Source organism: Cupriavidus sp. FW216-B1 (assembly GCF_058789195.1).
On the sequence record NZ_JBYTEL010000013.1, the window covers coordinates 89,360 to 105,395 of the forward strand.

13 protein-coding genes are annotated in these 16,036 nt (G+C 70.8%); 4 read left to right on the forward strand and 9 right to left on the reverse strand.

The genetic code is table 11. The features are described 5' to 3' along the window. Positions 1 to 100: 100 nt before the first annotated feature. From AC3WXD_RS23900 to AC3WXD_RS23920, 5 genes are read right to left on the reverse strand one after another with little or no spacing between them, the layout of a single operon-like run. Positions 101 to 1,036, reverse strand: coding sequence for a DUF6625 family protein (locus AC3WXD_RS23900; RefSeq protein ID WP_059412017.1), 936 nt, complete (start codon positions 1,034 to 1,036; stop codon positions 101 to 103). Then, entirely contained in the window at positions 1,036 to 2,175 is a 1,140-nt protein-coding gene (locus tag AC3WXD_RS23905; RefSeq protein ID WP_059412016.1) for a glycosyltransferase family 4 protein, read from the reverse strand. The genes AC3WXD_RS23900 and AC3WXD_RS23905 overlap by 1 nt, the downstream gene beginning before the upstream one ends. Beyond that, the gene (locus AC3WXD_RS23910; RefSeq protein ID WP_492324841.1) at positions 2,172 to 3,494 is read right to left on the reverse strand and encodes a lipopolysaccharide biosynthesis protein; all 1,323 of its coding nucleotides are present in this window, start codon (positions 3,492 to 3,494) and stop codon (positions 2,172 to 2,174) included. The genes AC3WXD_RS23905 and AC3WXD_RS23910 overlap by 4 nt, the downstream gene beginning before the upstream one ends. A gap of 4 nt (positions 3,495 to 3,498) precedes the next feature. Then, positions 3,499 to 4,686, reverse strand: a complete 1,188-nt coding sequence (locus AC3WXD_RS23915; protein WP_492324842.1) for a glycosyltransferase — start codon at positions 4,684 to 4,686, stop codon at positions 3,499 to 3,501. Positions 4,687 to 4,693: 7 nt separating this feature from the next. After that, positions 4,694 to 5,563 (reverse strand): class I SAM-dependent methyltransferase, encoded by an 870-nt coding sequence (locus AC3WXD_RS23920; protein WP_043366688.1) that lies wholly within the window; start codon positions 5,561 to 5,563, stop codon positions 4,694 to 4,696. A gap of 868 nt (positions 5,564 to 6,431) precedes the next feature. Between AC3WXD_RS23920 and AC3WXD_RS23925 the strand changes: the two genes are divergently transcribed. The 4 genes from AC3WXD_RS23925 (at position 6,432) to AC3WXD_RS23940 (ending at position 11,525) form a co-directional block, all read left to right on the forward strand. Continuing rightward, positions 6,432 to 7,304 carry a helix-turn-helix transcriptional regulator gene (locus AC3WXD_RS23925; RefSeq protein ID WP_020203300.1) on the forward strand — a complete coding sequence of 291 codons (873 nt, stop codon included), beginning with the start codon at positions 6,432 to 6,434 and terminating at the stop codon, positions 7,302 to 7,304. Positions 7,305 to 7,717: 413 nt separating this feature from the next. Next, positions 7,718 to 8,812: a polysaccharide biosynthesis/export family protein gene (locus tag AC3WXD_RS23930; RefSeq protein WP_029043679.1), complete on the forward strand. Its 1,095-nt coding sequence runs from the start codon at positions 7,718 to 7,720 to the stop codon at positions 8,810 to 8,812. Between the two features lie 5 nt (positions 8,813 to 8,817). Continuing rightward, positions 8,818 to 9,282 carry an arsenate reductase/protein-tyrosine-phosphatase family protein gene (locus AC3WXD_RS23935; RefSeq protein ID WP_492324843.1) on the forward strand — a complete coding sequence of 155 codons (465 nt, stop codon included), beginning with the start codon at positions 8,818 to 8,820 and terminating at the stop codon, positions 9,280 to 9,282. After that, positions 9,279 to 11,525: a polysaccharide biosynthesis tyrosine autokinase gene (locus AC3WXD_RS23940; RefSeq protein WP_492324844.1), complete on the forward strand. Its 2,247-nt coding sequence runs from the start codon at positions 9,279 to 9,281 to the stop codon at positions 11,523 to 11,525. Before AC3WXD_RS23935 ends, AC3WXD_RS23940 begins: the two co-directional genes overlap by 4 nt. Positions 11,526 to 11,559: 34 nt before the next feature. Here the strand turns inward: AC3WXD_RS23940 and AC3WXD_RS23945 are convergent, their stop codons facing one another. The 4 genes from AC3WXD_RS23945 to AC3WXD_RS23960 all read right to left on the reverse strand — a co-directional run bounded on the left by AC3WXD_RS23945 (position 11,560) and on the right by AC3WXD_RS23960 (position 15,992). Further along, positions 11,560 to 11,868 carry a hypothetical protein gene (locus AC3WXD_RS23945; RefSeq protein ID WP_059412010.1) on the reverse strand — a complete coding sequence of 103 codons (309 nt, stop codon included), beginning with the start codon at positions 11,866 to 11,868 and terminating at the stop codon, positions 11,560 to 11,562. Positions 11,869 to 11,942: 74 nt separating this feature from the next. Beyond that, positions 11,943 to 12,371 carry a DUF2141 domain-containing protein gene (locus tag AC3WXD_RS23950; RefSeq protein WP_155888084.1) on the reverse strand — a complete coding sequence of 143 codons (429 nt, stop codon included), beginning with the start codon at positions 12,369 to 12,371 and terminating at the stop codon, positions 11,943 to 11,945. Between the two features lie 56 nt (positions 12,372 to 12,427). Next, positions 12,428 to 14,107, reverse strand: a complete 1,680-nt coding sequence (locus AC3WXD_RS23955) for a sulfatase-like hydrolase/transferase (protein WP_492324845.1) — start codon at positions 14,105 to 14,107, stop codon at positions 12,428 to 12,430. Positions 14,108 to 14,165: 58 nt separating this feature from the next. Further along, positions 14,166 to 15,992 carry a sulfatase family protein gene (locus AC3WXD_RS23960; RefSeq protein WP_492324846.1) on the reverse strand — a complete coding sequence of 609 codons (1,827 nt, stop codon included), beginning with the start codon at positions 15,990 to 15,992 and terminating at the stop codon, positions 14,166 to 14,168. Between the last annotated feature and the right edge of the window lie 44 nt (positions 15,993 to 16,036).

Consider the following 16,036-nt stretch of genomic DNA (forward strand, 5'->3'; position numbering starts at 1 on the left):
TCTCATGGGACACCTGTCATTGTGATGTCGATTCATATCGCCGGGCGCGGCGGATGCCCGCTGGCGGTTCCCTGCCGCCCTCGGCACGGCGCGCCCGTCCTCAGGCGATCTTGCCCCTGACGCTCCTGATCAGCCGCCTGACCCGGTGCGGCAGCTCCTTCGAAAGATCCGCGAGACGCGCCGGGTTGTACTCGCGGATCAGGTCCTTGCCCGGCGGCACCGCCGCGAGCCCGCCGAAGCCGTCGCTCGCGATGGCGAAGCGGCTTGCGTAGGGGTCGCAGCTGCGCCTGGCCATCGCGCGCTTCTGGAAATGCACGTACATGTATTCGCTGGTGCTCCACCGCCCTCCCGAGTAGACCCCGCACAGGACCTTGCCCTGGTCGAAATAGAAAAGCTGCTGCCGCCGGTTGCGCAGCGCGTTGACGAACTCGAGCCGCCTGACGTGGGGGTCGAGGTCGGCGATGATGGTTTCGTCCACGTAGGTCCGGCCGCCGTGATAGCGCCAGATCCGGTTGACGCCGATGTGCTCGTCGAAGCCGCGGTGGCGCTCGTCCGAGAGGATCTCGACCCAGTTCAGTTCGGGGTGATGGCGCCGGAACATGAAGTTCGCCTCGGGACAGTTCCGGTAGAGCGTCAGGTGGCCGACCGAGAAGATCTTCTCGGCGCCGTCGAGGATGTCGGCGCAGATGAAGCGGTCGAGCCGCCCGAAGATCATGTCCAGGTCGCAATGCCCCCAGTACGCGTATGGCCGGCCCGCGAGCGGCAGCAGCATCCAGTAGGCCGGCCGGAAATCGCACACCTTGTACGGCGAGCCGAACCGCACCGGTATGCCCAGGGCGTCGGCCGCCACCCGCCTGAACTCGTCCAGCGTGAGCGCGTGCATGTGCACGTTGGCGGGGATGTCGAACGCGCGCCAGTCGCAGTCCGTAAACACCAGCCAGTCGAACCCCGGATTGAAGCGGCAGGAAGTCAGCCACAGATCGAAATACGAGGGAAGCCGGCCGAAGTACACGGCGATGATGGCGACCGGCGGCATCACGCCCCCTCCCCGGCGCCGCCGATCGCGGCGATGAATGCCGCATAGCGCCGCGCGTAGGCCTGCCAGCCGAAGTACGCGATGTCCGCGTCGCTCATCAGGTGGCGCGGTTCATGCGCCGGCTGCGCGCAGACCCGCTGCCGCGTGCGCGTGATCGCGCCGACCAGGCTCTCGACCGACTCCGCCTCGACGATCTCCACGGCGTGCTTGTTCGATATTCTCTGGCGTATGTCCGGCGCGCCGGTCTTCTCGCTCGCGATCACGCTCAGCCCGGAGGCCAGCGCCTCGAGCATGACCATGCCGAACCCGTCCTGCCGCGACGGCAGCAGCAGGGCGTGCGCCTTCGCGTAGGTCTCGCGCAGCATGCCGTTGGGAACGTGCCCGAGCGAGCGCAGGTTCTTCATCTGCGGCATGTGGCAGTCGCCGGCGGTGCCCGCGTGCAGGAAGGTCACGTCGGGCAGCCGCCGCGCCGCGGCGCAGATGATGTCCACGGCCTTGGTGCGCGACCAGTTGCCGACGAAGATCGCGGTGAAGTCGCCGGCGGGCCGCGGCGTCGGCATGAAGCGCGCCAGGTCGACGCCGTACAGGTTGAGGAACAGCTTGCGCTCGGGCACGCCGTGCTCGACGAAGCTGCGCACGCAGTTCCTCGAGGGCAGCGCGACATAGTCGGCCACCTCGTAGCTGCGCAGCTCGCGCCGCACGTAGCGCTCGGACAGCGTCGACACGCCGTTGTGCGCGGTCAGCGCGCGCTGGGTCAGCACGTGCATGGCGCCGCGGTCGGCGACCACCCGCGCGCCGTACATGCGCCGCGCGGCCTCGCCCGACTTGTCCATCATCGCCGACAGGCCGATGAACACGTCGCAGGGCTCCAGCCGGCGCGCGACCTGCTCGTCCATCCGCTCCAGCATCGACTCCACGCAGCGCCCCTGGAGCGCGGGCAGCACGCGCTGCAACGCGCCGGTGGCGAAGGGCTGGAGCGCCGCGAACTGGGCGCGGGCATGGCGCCGCGGAACGCCGTCCCTGACGATGCGGTAGAGGGGATGGGAAGAGTAGTAGGTCACGTCGTTGCCGCGCGCGATCAGCTCGCGCGCCAGGTGGACGAGATGGAATCCCGTGGTGGTCGCGATGGCGATCTTCATGGCGCCACTCCGCAGGCTTCGGCCTTGCCGGCCTGGCGCCGGCGCGCCGCCAGCAGCAGCGCCGTGAGCAGCACCTTGGCCACGTCGCCCACCACCTTGCCGATCGCCGCGCCGACCGCGCCATGCAGGCCCGCGAGGATCACGACCGCCACCACCCCGACCACCACCGAGCCGACCTGCGGCATCACCAGCGAACGGCTCGTCCCGCCGGCGAAGATCATGTTGTCGAGCGCATGGCAGACAATGGTCGCGGAGAACCCCAGCGACAGGATCAGCATGATCGTGACCGCCCCTTCGCGGTACGGCCTGGCCAGCAGGAACGGCAGCAGATGGGGGCCCAGGTAATGGACGCCGAGCATGCCCATGACGCCGGTGAAGGCGGCGGCCGCGCACCACGCGCGGAATACCGCCTGCGCCTGCGCGGCGTTGTCCTGCGAGGTAAGGCGAAACAGGATCGGCCGGAAATAGTTGGACAGGATCGCGCCGCTGATGGCGAACGGGCGGCCGATGGTGCCGGCCGCCGCCGCATAGACGCCGACCGTGCCGGGCGCCGCGGCGAAGTTCAGGATGTAGCGGTCGACGTAGCTGCCGAGCCAGCCGATGACGGCCATCACGCTGAACGGCAGGCCGTAGCGCAAGGCCTCGGCGCGGCACGCCGACAGCACGCTCCGGTCGACCGAAAGGAAGAACCTGCCGCCGTAGAAGCGATGGTGGAAGAAAACCGTGGTGGCGATCTTGGCGATGACGTAGGCGTGGATGAACGTGGCTGCGTCGCGCGGCCCGAACCACAGCGCGCCGGTCACGGCGGCGAAACAGACGCAGGCCTCCGCCACGATCCACGCGGAAAACCGCGCATGCTCGCTGTCGACGTTCAGCAGGGTGGTCATGGCCGCCTTGGCGGTTTCGGCGGCCAGGTACAGGCAGGTGGACAGGCTCAGCAGGATGGCGGAAATGCCGCCCCGGCCGGTGAGCAGGCAGAAGGCCGCGACGCCCGCGACCACCACCGGCGACAGCATCAGCCACCACCGCAGGCATGCCAGGTACAGGCCGGCGGCGAGGCTGCGGCGCGCCTCGGCCTCCTTCTGGCGGCTGCAGTACAGCGCCAGGGTCTGGCTGAACGCCATGACGACCAGGCCGTCCAGCAGCGTGTAGCCGCCGAGGGCCAGCATGACGTAACCGAACTCCGTAGTAGCCAGCAGCTCGGTGTAGACGCGGACCCCGGCGATGGCGACGAAGGCCAGCAGCACCTGGCCCCACACCACGTGGAAGAGGCTTGCCAGGCGGCCGGGCGCGAAGCGGAAGTGGGTGCCGGGCTGCATGGCGTCAGCCCGCCACCGCGGAGGCCGCCGCGGGAATGCCGGCGGCCTCGCTGCCGATGATCTCGAGCAGGCGCTGCGCCGCGCGCTCCGCCTGGAAATGCCCGCAGAAGGCCCGCGACGCGGCCGCGCGCATGCGGGCCTGCGCGGCGGCGTCCATGCGCAGCCACTGCTGCAGGCAGGCGCGGGTGCCCGCTTCGGTGTCGGGGCCGGCCAGGCCCGCGCCCTCCCCGACGATCTCGCGCCAGATGTTGACCTTGTCGGAAATCAGCACCGGCACGCCGCAGCCGAGCGCCTCGGCCACCGCCACGCCGAAGTTCTCCTGGTGCGAGGGCAGGCAGAAGACTTCGGCGGCGTGGAACGCGCCCCACTTGAGGTCGCCGGCGAGCATGCCGGTCCACGTCACGCGCGCCGCCAGCCCGCGCGCGGCGATGCGCCGCTCCAGCGCGGCGCGCAGGGCCGCGTCCTGCGGGCCGGCCATCACCAGGTGCAGCGCCGGATGCTGCGCGGCCACGCCGGCGAACGCCTCAACCAGCAGGTCGCAGCCCTTCTTTTCATGGATGCGGCCGAGGAACAGCACGTTGCGCCTGCCGCGCGCGGCGGGAAAGGCGGCGAAGAACGCCGCGCGCAGCCGCGCGGCATCCTGCGGCGGCCGCGCGGTGCCGTAGGTGGCCACCACTTCATGGCAGCGGTAGGGCCAGAACGCGCCGCTGGCGCGCAACCGCTCCTCGCCGGAGGTAAACAGCACGGCGCGCGCGCCGCGCAGCACCCAGTAGTCGCCGAGCAGCCAGTAGAGGCTTTTCTTCAGGTGCTTGAGCGGATAGTGCTGGCGGAACCACGGGTCCAGCATGCCGTGCGCGAAGACGAAGTACGGCACCGGCTGGCCGCGCAGCGCCAGGCACACGGCGAGCGCGTGGAACTGCCACAGCCCCTCGACCACCACCGCGTCGTAGTCGCGGGCGTGCGCGCGCAGCCACGCCACCATGCGGCGGTTGAAGCCGTACTTGAGCGTGGACGGCCCCAGCGCGATCACGTCGAGCTCGCTGTCGCGCACGCACGCGGCATCGGGCGCGTCGCCGCAGCACACCTGCACCTGCACGCCGCGCTCGCGCAGCGGCGCGCGCAACTGGCGCACGCCCTCGATGGGGCCGCCGCCGCCGGGATCGATCGACGAGATGACGTGCAGGAGCTTCATGGCCGGCTCATTGCTCGTTCACCGCCCGCTCATTGCCCGCCGGTTGCCGCGCGGCGCCGGCCGCCTTGCGCGCGATGAAGTGGAACCAGTAGACCTCGCCGAGATCCTGGCCGTCGCGCAGCGGCGCCGCGTCCACGTTGCCGAACACCACTTCGGTGTGCAGGCCGAGCCGCGCCAGCGCGCGGCGCTGCGCCTCGAGCTCGGTGTAGAAGATCACGATGCCGAACTTGTGCGCGGCGCACACGCGGATCGCGTAGCCGTCGAACTCGCGGTTCAGGCGCGAGTGGCGCAGGTAGTTGAAGGTGGCCAGCGGCAGGTTGCACAGCACCCGCGCGGCGTCGACGCCCACCGCGACCGGGTTGGCCGACAGGCGCGGCAGGCGCAGGAACTTGGAGAGATTCTCGCGGTAGCTGGGCCCGCGCAGATTGTGCGTGGAGAACAGCACCAGCCCGCCCGGGCGCAGCACGCGCGCGAACTCGCGCAGGATGGCCTCGCGGCCCGCGTGGTCCACCGCGTCGATGCCGTTGAAGCTGAACATCACCAGCGCGAAATGGCCGTCGGGCAGCGCCGCCATGTCGCGCGCGTCCATCTGCTCGACGCGCACGCCCGGGTGGTTGCGCCGGCAGATCGCGACCATCTCGGGCATGTAGTCGACCGCGGTGTAGTCGCTGCTGAGCGCGCGCAGCGGCGGCACCGTGCGTCCGCCGCCCACGCCCACGTCGAGGATCGGCTGGCCGCGCACCTGGTCGGCCACCCAGGCGATGGCGGCGGCCTCGCCGGGATCGGTCCAGTCGCTGGCGGTGCCGAACCACCGCCGCGCGCCCCAGCTGCGCCAGGCGTGCCGGTTGATGCGGTCCTGCACCGTGTCTGCTGTCATGGGAACCTCGGGAAAGGAAAAAGCCGCCGCGAACGGATGCGCCGCCGTGTCCCGCCGTCGGCGGCGGGGCCAGCGGCCTGCGTTGCATCGAGGATGCCGGGGCGGTGGGGCGGGTTCTGTTCGTTGGCACACACGCTGCGGTGCGGCATGCCGCGATGCGGCGCGGGGAGTGCGGGGAGCGCGGGGAGCGCGGGGAGCGGCGCCGCCGCATGCGCGGACCGCGCCGGCGCGGCGGTCCGCGAGCACGCCGACGCCGGCGGAGCGCGGCCATCCCCCTCATCCTGATGGCTGATATGACTCTCATCCGTGCGTCGCGCGGCGGCACGGGCGCGGAGCCCGCCGCGGGGGCGCGGATGCGCCACGCTCCACCCCGGGGACAAGTTTCAGATCTGTGTCAGGCCACCGCCGCGGCCGCGCCGCGCGCTTTGAAAATCCCGTTCCGGCGGTCTATCCGTTGCAGCGGTGAAACATAATCGCGGAATTACTGTTTCACCGCTGAAACTTAATCTTTTTGAATATGCCTCACCCTTTCGGGTACCCCGCCATCCGGCTTCCACCAAGGCTTTCCGGATGATGAAAGGAAATGCCTCCACCCCGTTCCAGGCGCCGGCAAAGCAACTTGATTTAACGCAAAGCAGACCATAAGATGACCTTAATTCGTTTTAAGACGAATGGCATTTGGGGTGGGTTCAGGGGGTCAGCCTTCCGGCATGCAGTCAGGTTCCGACAAATAAAGACGAGCGGGACCGGCCTGACGGTAGTACGGGGATAAATCGGGGCGACGCAAGCCAGCAGCTTGGGTCGTGCAGGTCCATATTCCGCTGCGTTCAACCTGTTTCCTGCCGCAATCAAACGGGGGAATAAGAACATGAACGCGCTGCTCATCGAGGGTCATCCTCTGTTGCGTCTGGGCCTGTTGCAGATGCTCGAACGCATCCACGGCGTGGACCACGTCATCACCGTCGACCCGGCCGACGTCGCCCTGCTCGACGGCAATCACTGCGACCTCCTCGTGTTCGGCATGCCGGCCGACACCGATACCGGCTGGCAGCTTCTCAACAAGGTGCGCACCGTGCTCAGCGCCGAGCGCCTGCTGCTGCTCGCCGACGTCCTGCCCCTGCAGATCCCGGCGCTGGCGATGGCGCAGGGCATCTGCGGCTGCCTGCCCAAGTCCGCTTCGCTGGCCGTGCTCGAGGCTGGCATCCGGCTGGCGATGGTGGGCGGCCAGCACGTGCGCGGCGTCGGCGGCCGCCAGGCCGGCGTGCCGGTCGGCGGCTATCCGCCGGGCGGGCGCGTGCCGGTGCTGGCGCCGCTGGCCGAGGGCGCCGCCTGCGGCCCGGCGGGCGGGCGCATCCAGGCCACGCCGTGCTCGCGCGACTCGCTGGCCGCCGTGGCGCGCCAGGGCGCGCCGGCGGGCGACGCCGGCAGCCACGGCGAGACCGCCTACGACGAGGCCGAGATGCTGCAGATCACGCCGCGCCAGTACGAGGTGCTGGTGCTGCTCGCGCGCGGCCACCCGATCAAGACCGTCAGCCGCATGCTCAATATCTCGGTGGCCACGGTGAAGAGCCACGCCTGCACGCTGTACCAGCGGCTCAAGGTGCGCAACAAGGGCGAGGCGGTCTACGCGGCGCTCCAGCGCGGCGCCTCGCTGGAGTGGGTCAGCGGCGACGACGCCGCGCCGCGCGCCACGGTGCGCGCCGCCGCCGAGTATGGCGCCGGCGCCTCGGCGATGCGCTAGCGCCCGCGCCGCGCCGCCCGCGCGGGAAGCGCGGCCGGGTCTGTCCGGCGGCGCTTCCCGCCGTGCTTCTGGGCCTCGCCATTCTGTCGTCGCGAGCCGCCAATCGATCATCGCCAGCCGCCCGCCGGCGTCCCCCCGCGCGGCCCGCCGCGCCTTGCCCGGCGCCGCTTTGCGCCGGTTCCGCGAGCCCCCGCCAATGTGGGACAGCGCACCGATGGGAGGTGCCGGGCGTCCTAGGATGACAACACGGGGGACTGTCGCAGTCGTTGCGCCGGGCCCGTCAGAGCGGGGAGGCTGCCGTGAACGAGACCATCGACCAGGAAGCGCGGGGCACGGACGAACAGCGGGATGAACCACGGAGCGGACAGGCGCATGGCCGGCGCCGCGCGGGGCGCCCGCTGGCCGCGTTCGCCATGCTGTGCGCGGCGCTGCTGGCGGGCGCGTGCGCGAGTTCGCCGGGCATGCACTTCGACGCCAAGGCGCCAGTGACCGCGGTCGGCCCCGACGCGACGCCGGACATCACGCCGATCACGCTCGACCTGGTGCGCAACCAGCGCAACGTGGCCCAGCGCGAGCTCGACAAGATCGACGAACTGTTCGCCACGCCCGAGCCCTACCGCATCGGCCCCGGCGACATCGTCTCGGTGGTGGTGTGGGACCACCCCGAACTGGTGTTCCCCAACCAGACCTACAGCATCGGCGCGGCCTACGAGATCCCGGCGGTGGGCGGCGGCGCCAACGTGCCTGGCTACGTGGTCAGCGCGCAGGGCGACATCCAGTTTCCGTACGCCGGCGTGATGAAGGTCGCCGGCAAGACCGCCAACGAGGTGCGCGACCAGATCGCGCGCGTGCTCTCGCGCGTGGTGCGCGACCCGCAGATGACGGTGCGCGTGCTGGCCTTCCGCAGCCAGCGCGTCTACGTCGACGGCGAAGTGCGCACGCCCGGCATGCTGCCCATCGACGACGCGCCGATGACGCTGATCGAGGCGCTCAACCGCGCCGGCGGCGTGGTCAACCTGACCGGCGACAACAGCCGCATCCGCCTGACGCGCGGCGAGCGCAGCTGGCGCATCAACATCCCGGCGCTGCTGGCGCGCGGCGTGGACCCGTCGCGCATCCTGCTCAGGAACGGCGACATCGTGCGCGTGGAGCAGCGCGAGGACAGCAAGATCTTCGTCACCGGCGAAGTCGTGCGCCCCACCACGCTGCTCATGCGCAACGGCCGCATGACCCTCAACGAGGCGCTCGGCGACGCCGGCGGCGTCAACCCCGGCTCGGCCAACGCCGAGCAGATCTTCGTGATCCGCAAGGACACCGACAGCAAGCCCAAGGTCTACCACCTCGACGGCACCTCGCCGGTGGCGCTGGCCATCGCCGAAGGCTTCGAGCTGGAAGCCAAGGACGTGGTCTACGTGGACGCGCGCGAGCTGGTGCGCTGGAGCCGCGTGATGAACCTGCTGATTCCGTCGACAGGCCCGGTCATCGGCTCGGCCACGGCCATCAAGTAGATGCCATGATCCGCTCGATCCTGGTCGTGTGCATCGGCAACACCTGCCGCAGCCCGATGGCGCAGTACCTGCTGCGCGACGCGCTGCCCGGATGCGCGATCGCCTCGGCCGGGCTGGCGCCGCTGGAGGGCGCCGCGGCCGACCCGCATGCCGTGCGGCTGCTCGCCGAGCGGGGGCTGGACCTGTCCGGCCACCGCGCGCGCGCGCTGGACGGCGGCATGGTCAGCGGCGCCGACCTGGTGCTGGTGATGGACACAGAACAAAGAGAGGCGCTGGAGCGCCAGTTTCCGCAGGCACGCGGCAAGATCTACCGGCTTTGCGAGTTCATGCACGCTGACGTACCCGACCCCTACGGCTGTTCGCAGAACATGTTCCGGATCGTGCTCGGGCTCGTCGGACAGGGCGTCGACACATGGTCGGAGCGGATTCGCGCCATGGCACGGGATCCATACCACGGGGAGGTAGCATGAACACGATCAATCCGCACGACATACTGCCGGGCTCGCCGCACCCGGCCCGGGAGAAAGGGATCGACCTGACCGGCTATCTCGACATCCTGGTGCGCTACCGCTGGACCTTCGTGGCGGTGGCCGGCACGATCTTCCTGCTGGGCGCGACCTATGCATTCTTCACCAGGTCGGTCTACCGCGCCGACATCGTGGTGCAGGTGGAGGACACCGGCAACAGCAACGCCGGCGGCAAGCTCGCCGCCAGCATCGCGCCCGTGTTCGAGGTCAAGCCGGCCGCGTCGGCGGAGATCGAGCTGCTGCATTCGCGCATGGTGGTGGGCAAGGCGGTGGACAACCTGCGCCTGTTCATCGACGCGCGGCCGCGCTACTTCCCGCTCATCGGCCAGCCGCTGGCGCGCTACAACCCGGGGCTGTCCGAGCCCGGGCTGTTCGGCTGGGGCGGCTTCGTCTGGGGCGACGAGCACATCGCGGTGACGCGGCTCGACGTGCCGGCGCGCCTGGAAGGCAAGCGCATGCGGATCACCGCGCTCGACGGCCAGCGCTACCGCCTGGCCGTCGACGGCGACGACAAGGGCGCCACCGGCACCGTGGGCCAGACGCTGCTGGCGCCGACCGCGCGCGGCAACGTCGAGATCGTGGTGGCCGAGCTCGACGCGCGGCCCGGCGCCGAATTCACGGTGACGCGGGTGCCGCGCGCCAACGCGATCGCGCTGCTGCAGCAGACCCTGCAGATCTCCGAGCGCGGCAAGTCCAGCGGCGTGATCGGCATCACCCTCGAAGGCCCCGACCCCGACCTGATCGCCGCCACGCTCAACGAGATCGGCACCGAGTACGTGGACCAGAACGTGCGCCGCCGGGCGGAGGAGGCGGAGAAATCGCTGGCCTTCCTCGAGCAGCAGCTGCCGCAGGTCAAGCAGCAGGTGGAGACCGCCGAGACGCGCTACAACGCGCTGCGCAACCAGCGCGGCACCATCGACCTGACCGAGGAGTCGCGGCTGATCCTGGCGCAGTCGGTGCAGATCCAGACCCGCTTGCAGGAGCTGCGCCAGAAGCGCCAGGAACTGGTGACGCGCTTCACCGGCAACCATCCGAGCATCGGCATCATCGACGAGCAGATCGGCAGCCTGAACACCGCGCTGGCCGCCGTGACCACGCGCATCCAGAAGCTGCCCGAGGTGGAGCAGAACGTGGTGCGGCTGATGCGCGACGTCAAGGTCAGCACCGAGATGTACCAGACCCTGCTCAACGACGCGCAGCAACTGCGCCTGACCAAGGCCAGCAAGGTCGGCACCGCGCGCCTGGTCGACCCGGCCGAGGTGCCGCTGCAGCCGGTGCGGCCCGACCGCAAGCTGCTGGTGATGTTCGCCGCGCTGCTCGGCACGGCCGGCGCGCTGATCGTGGTGTTCCTGCGCCACCTGCTCGACGGCGCCGTGTCCGAGGCCGACGACATCGAGAACCAGACCGGCTTCACGGTCTACTCCACGATCCCGTTCAGCCCCGAGCAGTCGCGCCTGGCGGCGCAGGGCGGACCCAACGCGCTGCTGGCCTGCCGCATGCCGGAGGACCCGGCGATGGAGAGCCTGCGCAGCTTCCGCACCGCCTTGCAGTTCTCGCTGCTGGGCACGCGCCATCCGGTGGTGCTGGTCACGGGCCCCTCGCCGGGCGTGGGCAAGTCCTTCATCTGCGCCAACTTCGCCGCGGTGCTGGCCGCCGGCGGCAAGCGCGTGGTGCTGATCGACGCGGACCTGCGCCGCGGCAACCTCAACCACCGCTTCGACACCGCGCGCGGCCCCGGCCTGACCGAGCTGCTGCACGGCGCGCCGGTGGAGGACACGGTGCGCCGGCAGGTGGTGCCCGGGCTCGACTTCATTCCCACCGGCACGCTGCCCACGCATTCCGCCGACCTGCTGCTCAGCCCGATGATGGACTCGCTGCTCGCCGCGCTGAAGTCGAGCTACGACGTGGTGCTGATCGACACGCCGCCGGTGCTGGCCGCGTCCGACACCGGCATCCTGGCCACCAAGGCCGACGCCGTGTTCATGGTCGCGCGCGCGGACGCCACCACGATGGACGAGCTCGAGGCGGCCGGCAAGGCGATCCGGCAGGGCGGCGGCGAGGTCAGGGGCGTGCTGTTCAACGGCCTGAACGTGCAGGGCCGCTGGTACCGCGCGCACTACAACTTCGGCAAGTACCGCTACCTGAGCTACCGCTACCAGGACGCGGAGGTGGTGCAGGGCCGCTGACCGCGCCGGCGCGCGGCGGGCACGGCGGGCGCGCTCAGGCCCTGCGCGTGGCCCGCATCGGAAAGCGCCCGAACATGCCGGCGGCGATGGTGCCTTCGAGCGTGTCGCCGGCCAGCACGGCCTCCACCTTGAGCGACAGCGGCAGCGGCGAGGTGAGCTTCATCCTGAAGCTCACGCGGTCGCCGTCCAGTTCGCCGTCGGTGACCTCGACCGAGGCCTTCTCGCTCGCGTTGGTGCCGCCGAAGGTGCCGGCGCCGGTGCCGACGATGGTGAGCACCGAGTGCTGCTCGCCGTTGGGCGTCTGCGAGACGCAATCCCACTGGCCGCTGATTTCTGCCGTCATGAACTTCCTCTGCTGCTGATCCGATCCAACATGAAACAATGCGGCGCCGCCCCGCGCGGCCCGCCCCGCCGCGCCTAGCGCAGCCCGACGGCCTGGGTCTGGCTGGCGCCGTCGAAGGAAAACTTCGCCTCGCCAAAGGCCGGCGGGCCGCTCGTGATCCACGCGCCGCGGGAAAAACCCAGCGGCTCGACCGGGATCCCGATGACGTTCTTGTCGAGGTCGCCGTTGCCGTTCCTGTCCTGGTACGCGATGATCGCATAATCGCCGGCCGGCAGGTCCTTGAACATCACGACGACCTCGCCCGGCGCGGCGGCCTGCTCCTGGCCCCGGAACAGCGGGCCTTTCGGAAACTCGCCGGCATTGTTGAACAGTCCCACGCGCACCGTGCCCTCGCTGCCCTGGACGTTGCGGACCACCACCTTCAGGTCTCCCGCGCTGGCCGCGCCGGCCGCGCATGCCAGCAGGGCGGCCGCGCACTGCATGAGCGATATCTTTCTCTGCATGTTCCTCGTCTCCTTTTTTGTTTCGGTTGCGCTTCGATTTCACTTCTGCTGCACTGTTACTTCGCTTCGACTCCGTCTGAACTCCGCTTCGGCTCCGCGCCGCCGGCCGCCGGCGGCGCGAATGCCGCATTGACGCGGTCGAACTCCGGCTCGGCCCTGGCGATCGATGCCTCGAAGGCCAGCGCCGCGCGCGCCAGCCGTTCGGCAATCGCCGGCTCGGCCGCCGCCTGGTCGTATTTCTCCGCGGGATCGCGGCCGAGGTGATAGAGCGTGGGCTTGTCCAGCTTGCGCTGCGGGCCGCCCGGGCGTCCGCTGGTTTCGTAGAGGTTGAGCTTCCAGTCGCCGTCGCGCCACGCCTGCAGCCGGCCCTTGTAGTAGTACGGCAGCACCTGGCGCGCGCTCGGCGCGCGCCCGCGCAGGGCCGGCCCGAGGTCGACGCCGTCGATGGCCGCGTCGGGCAGCCTCGCCCCGGCGAGCGCGACCAGGGTCGGCAGGAAGTCGTAGGTCGCGCCGATGCCGTCCACCACGGCCGGACGGATCGTGCCGGGCCACCAGAACAGCGCCGGCACGCGCGAGCCGCCTTCGTAGGTGGATGCCTTGCCGTCGCGCAGGATGCCCGCCGACCCCACCATGTCTTCGTACAGGATCCAGGGGCCGTTGTCGGAGACGAAGACCACCACGGTGTCCTTGGCGTTGCCGCTGCGCCGCAGCGCATCGAGCACGCGCCCCACGCTGTGGTCGAGCTCCGCGATGGCGTCGCCCACCGGGCCGCCCTTGCTGCTGCCGGCGAACTCCGGCGCCGGCAGGTGCGGCAGGTGCGGCTTCTCGTAGCCGACCCAGGCCAGGAACGGCTTGTCGTGCTTCCCGCCGACGAAGCCGACCACCTGGTCGGTCAGCCGCCGGTTGTACTGCCGCTGGTCGATCGGCCGCTCGATGACCTCGTCGCGATAGCCGGCCCCGCCCGCCTTCGCGATCCGCTCGCTGCGGATCAGCGGCAGGTTCCAGTACTCGCTCCTGGGATGGCGGAAGCTCGCGGTGGCCTGCTCGTAGTACAGCGAGAACAGCGCCAGCGGCGATTCGCCGGCCGCGTAGCGGCGCCGCAGCTCGCTGGTGGACACGCCGCCGATGAAGTAGGCGTCGTTCGACATCGGCGTGCCCCACCAGGAATCGAAGCCGTGGCGGGTCGGGTAGGCGCGCGGCGCGTCGCCGAGATGCCACTTGCCGAACAGGGCGGTGGCGTAGCCGGCGTCGCGCAGCAGGCTGGCGACGGTCGTCTCCCGGTCCGGGAAGCCGTAGGGATCGTCCTCGATCTGCACCATGTTGACCACGCCGTACAGGCCCGTGCGGGTTTCGACGCGGCCGGTCAGCATGGCGCCGCGGCTCGGCGAGCAGACCGGCGAGCTCACGTAGAAATTGGTCCAGCGCTGGCCCTCGGCCGCCATGCGGTCCAGGTTGGGCGTGCGGAACACCGGATGGCCGTAGCTGCCGAGATCGCCCCAGCCGAGGTCGTCGGCGACCAGCACGACGATGTTGGGGCGCGTCGGCGCGGCTGTCCGTGCGGGCGCTTGTGCGGGCGCTTGTGCGGGCGCTTGTGTGGGCGCTTGTGTGGGCGTCTGTGCCGCGGCCCGCGCCGCGTCGGGCGCGGCGCCGGATGCGGCGGCAAACGTGGCGCCAAACACGGCACCAAACGCGGCGGCCAGCAGCGCGGCGGCGCGCATGCGCGAACGGATTGTCATGGGTTTTTCTCCCTTGCCTGTGTTGGCGGATAAGGATGCACGCATAAGGACGCGCGCATCAGCGCGCCGGCGGCACGACCGCGCGGCCGTCGGCGTAGTCGACGCGCGCCGCGCGATAGCCGATGCGCATCGCGTTGACGTGGAGGATCTCGCCCGGCGCGAGCGGGATGACCTCGCCGCCGTAGACCGTCCACGCGGGCGCGGCCGGGCGCTTGTCGCCGAGCCGGGCGAAGTTGCCGCCGAACAGTTCGCCGGCCAGGCGCTCGTAGTCCCAGCTCTGCACGATGTGGGCGGCGGCGGGCGGCGGCGCGGCGCGGCGCTCGATCCAGTAGCCGATCGACGCCCCGTCGGTGCCGCACGCGATGCGCACGCCGTCGGCCACCGCGATCACCTCGGGCGTGGCGGTCGCGGGCGGCTCGCTCGCGCCGTGCCACATGCGCGCCAGCATGTCGCGCTCCGGCACGGCGCCGAGGTCGCCGTACTGCATGGTCCAGGCGTCGAGGGCCTGCCGGAGTTCGGCGAGCTTGTCCTGGTAGCGCGGGTCGCCGGCCAGGTTGCGCTGCTCCCACGGGTCCTGCTCGGCGTCGTAGAGTTCCTCGGCGGGCTTGGGCCCGAACCACGCCGCCTGCGCGGCGGACAGCGTGCCGGCGTCGCGCTGCCGCAGGATGTCCTGCATCATCGGCAGCATCAGGCGAAAGCGCAGGTTCTGGTAATACGGCTTGTCCGGCATGTAGTTGCGCAGGTAGCGGTAGCGCGCGTCGCGCACCATGCGCACGCGGTCGTACTCGGTGTCCATGCGGTCGCGCGCGGCGAATACGTACTTGCGCGGCGCCTGCGCCGGCGGCCCGCCGAGGAACGCCTGCCCCTGCATGTAGCCGGGCACCGGCACGCCGGCCAGCGACAGCACGGTCGGCGCGAGGTCGACGCCGCTGACCAGCGCGTCGCTGCGCGTGCCGGCGCGCCGGCCGCCGGGCAGCCGCACGATCAGCGGCACGCGCGTGCCGCGCTCGAGCACTTCGCGCTTCATCCACGGCAGGCTGCCGCCGTTGTCGGCCAGGAAGAAGATCGCGGTGTCGTCGTACACGCCGTCGTCCTTGAGCATGCGGACCAGCTCGCCGACCTGCCGGTCCATCAGCGCGATATTGGTGTACATGCGGGCGATGTCGCCGCGCACCGCCGCGGTGTCGGGGAAGACCGGCGGCACCGCCACCGCGGCCGGCTCCGCCAGCAGCGCGTCCTTGCGCAGGGCCACCATCGCCTCGTGGGTCAGGAAGAAGTTGTAGACCGCGAAGAAGGGCTTGCCCGCGGGACGGTTGCGGTAGGACGCGGCCGGGCCGCTTTCGTCCCACACGGTGACGGGCGCCTCGAACTGGTAGTCCTCTTTCTGGTTGTTGGTGGTGTAGTAGCCGGCCTTGCGCAGATGCTCGGGGAACGCCTTGACCTGCGGCGGCAGCACCACCGAATAGCTCGCGGGAATGCCTTCCGGCCTGGGCCTAGCGCCGCCGCCGGGCAGCTCCGCGCTGCCGGTGCGCATGTGGTGCGCGCCCACCGAGGTCGGATAGGTGCCGGTGATCATGGCCGCGCGCGCGGGCGCGCACACGCCGGCGGTCTGGTAGGCGTGGGTGTAGAGCACGCCCTCGCGGGCCAGCTGGTCGATGTTCGGCGTGCTGGCGGCGCGGTCGCCATACGCGCCGATCAGCGTGGTGATGTCTTCCACCGTGATCCAGAGGATGTTCGGCCGGGCTTGCGGCTGCGGCTGCGGCTGCGGCTGCGCGTGCGGCGTGCCCGCGCACAGGAGCAGCGGCAGGGCGGCCCAGCGCGCGGCGTGGCGCAGCGCGCGGGCCAGGCCGGCGCGCGCGGCCCTCATGCGGTTGCGTGGATTCATGCGGTGATGCCTCCCGTGTCGGCTGGTTGGGGCGGAGGGGTCCG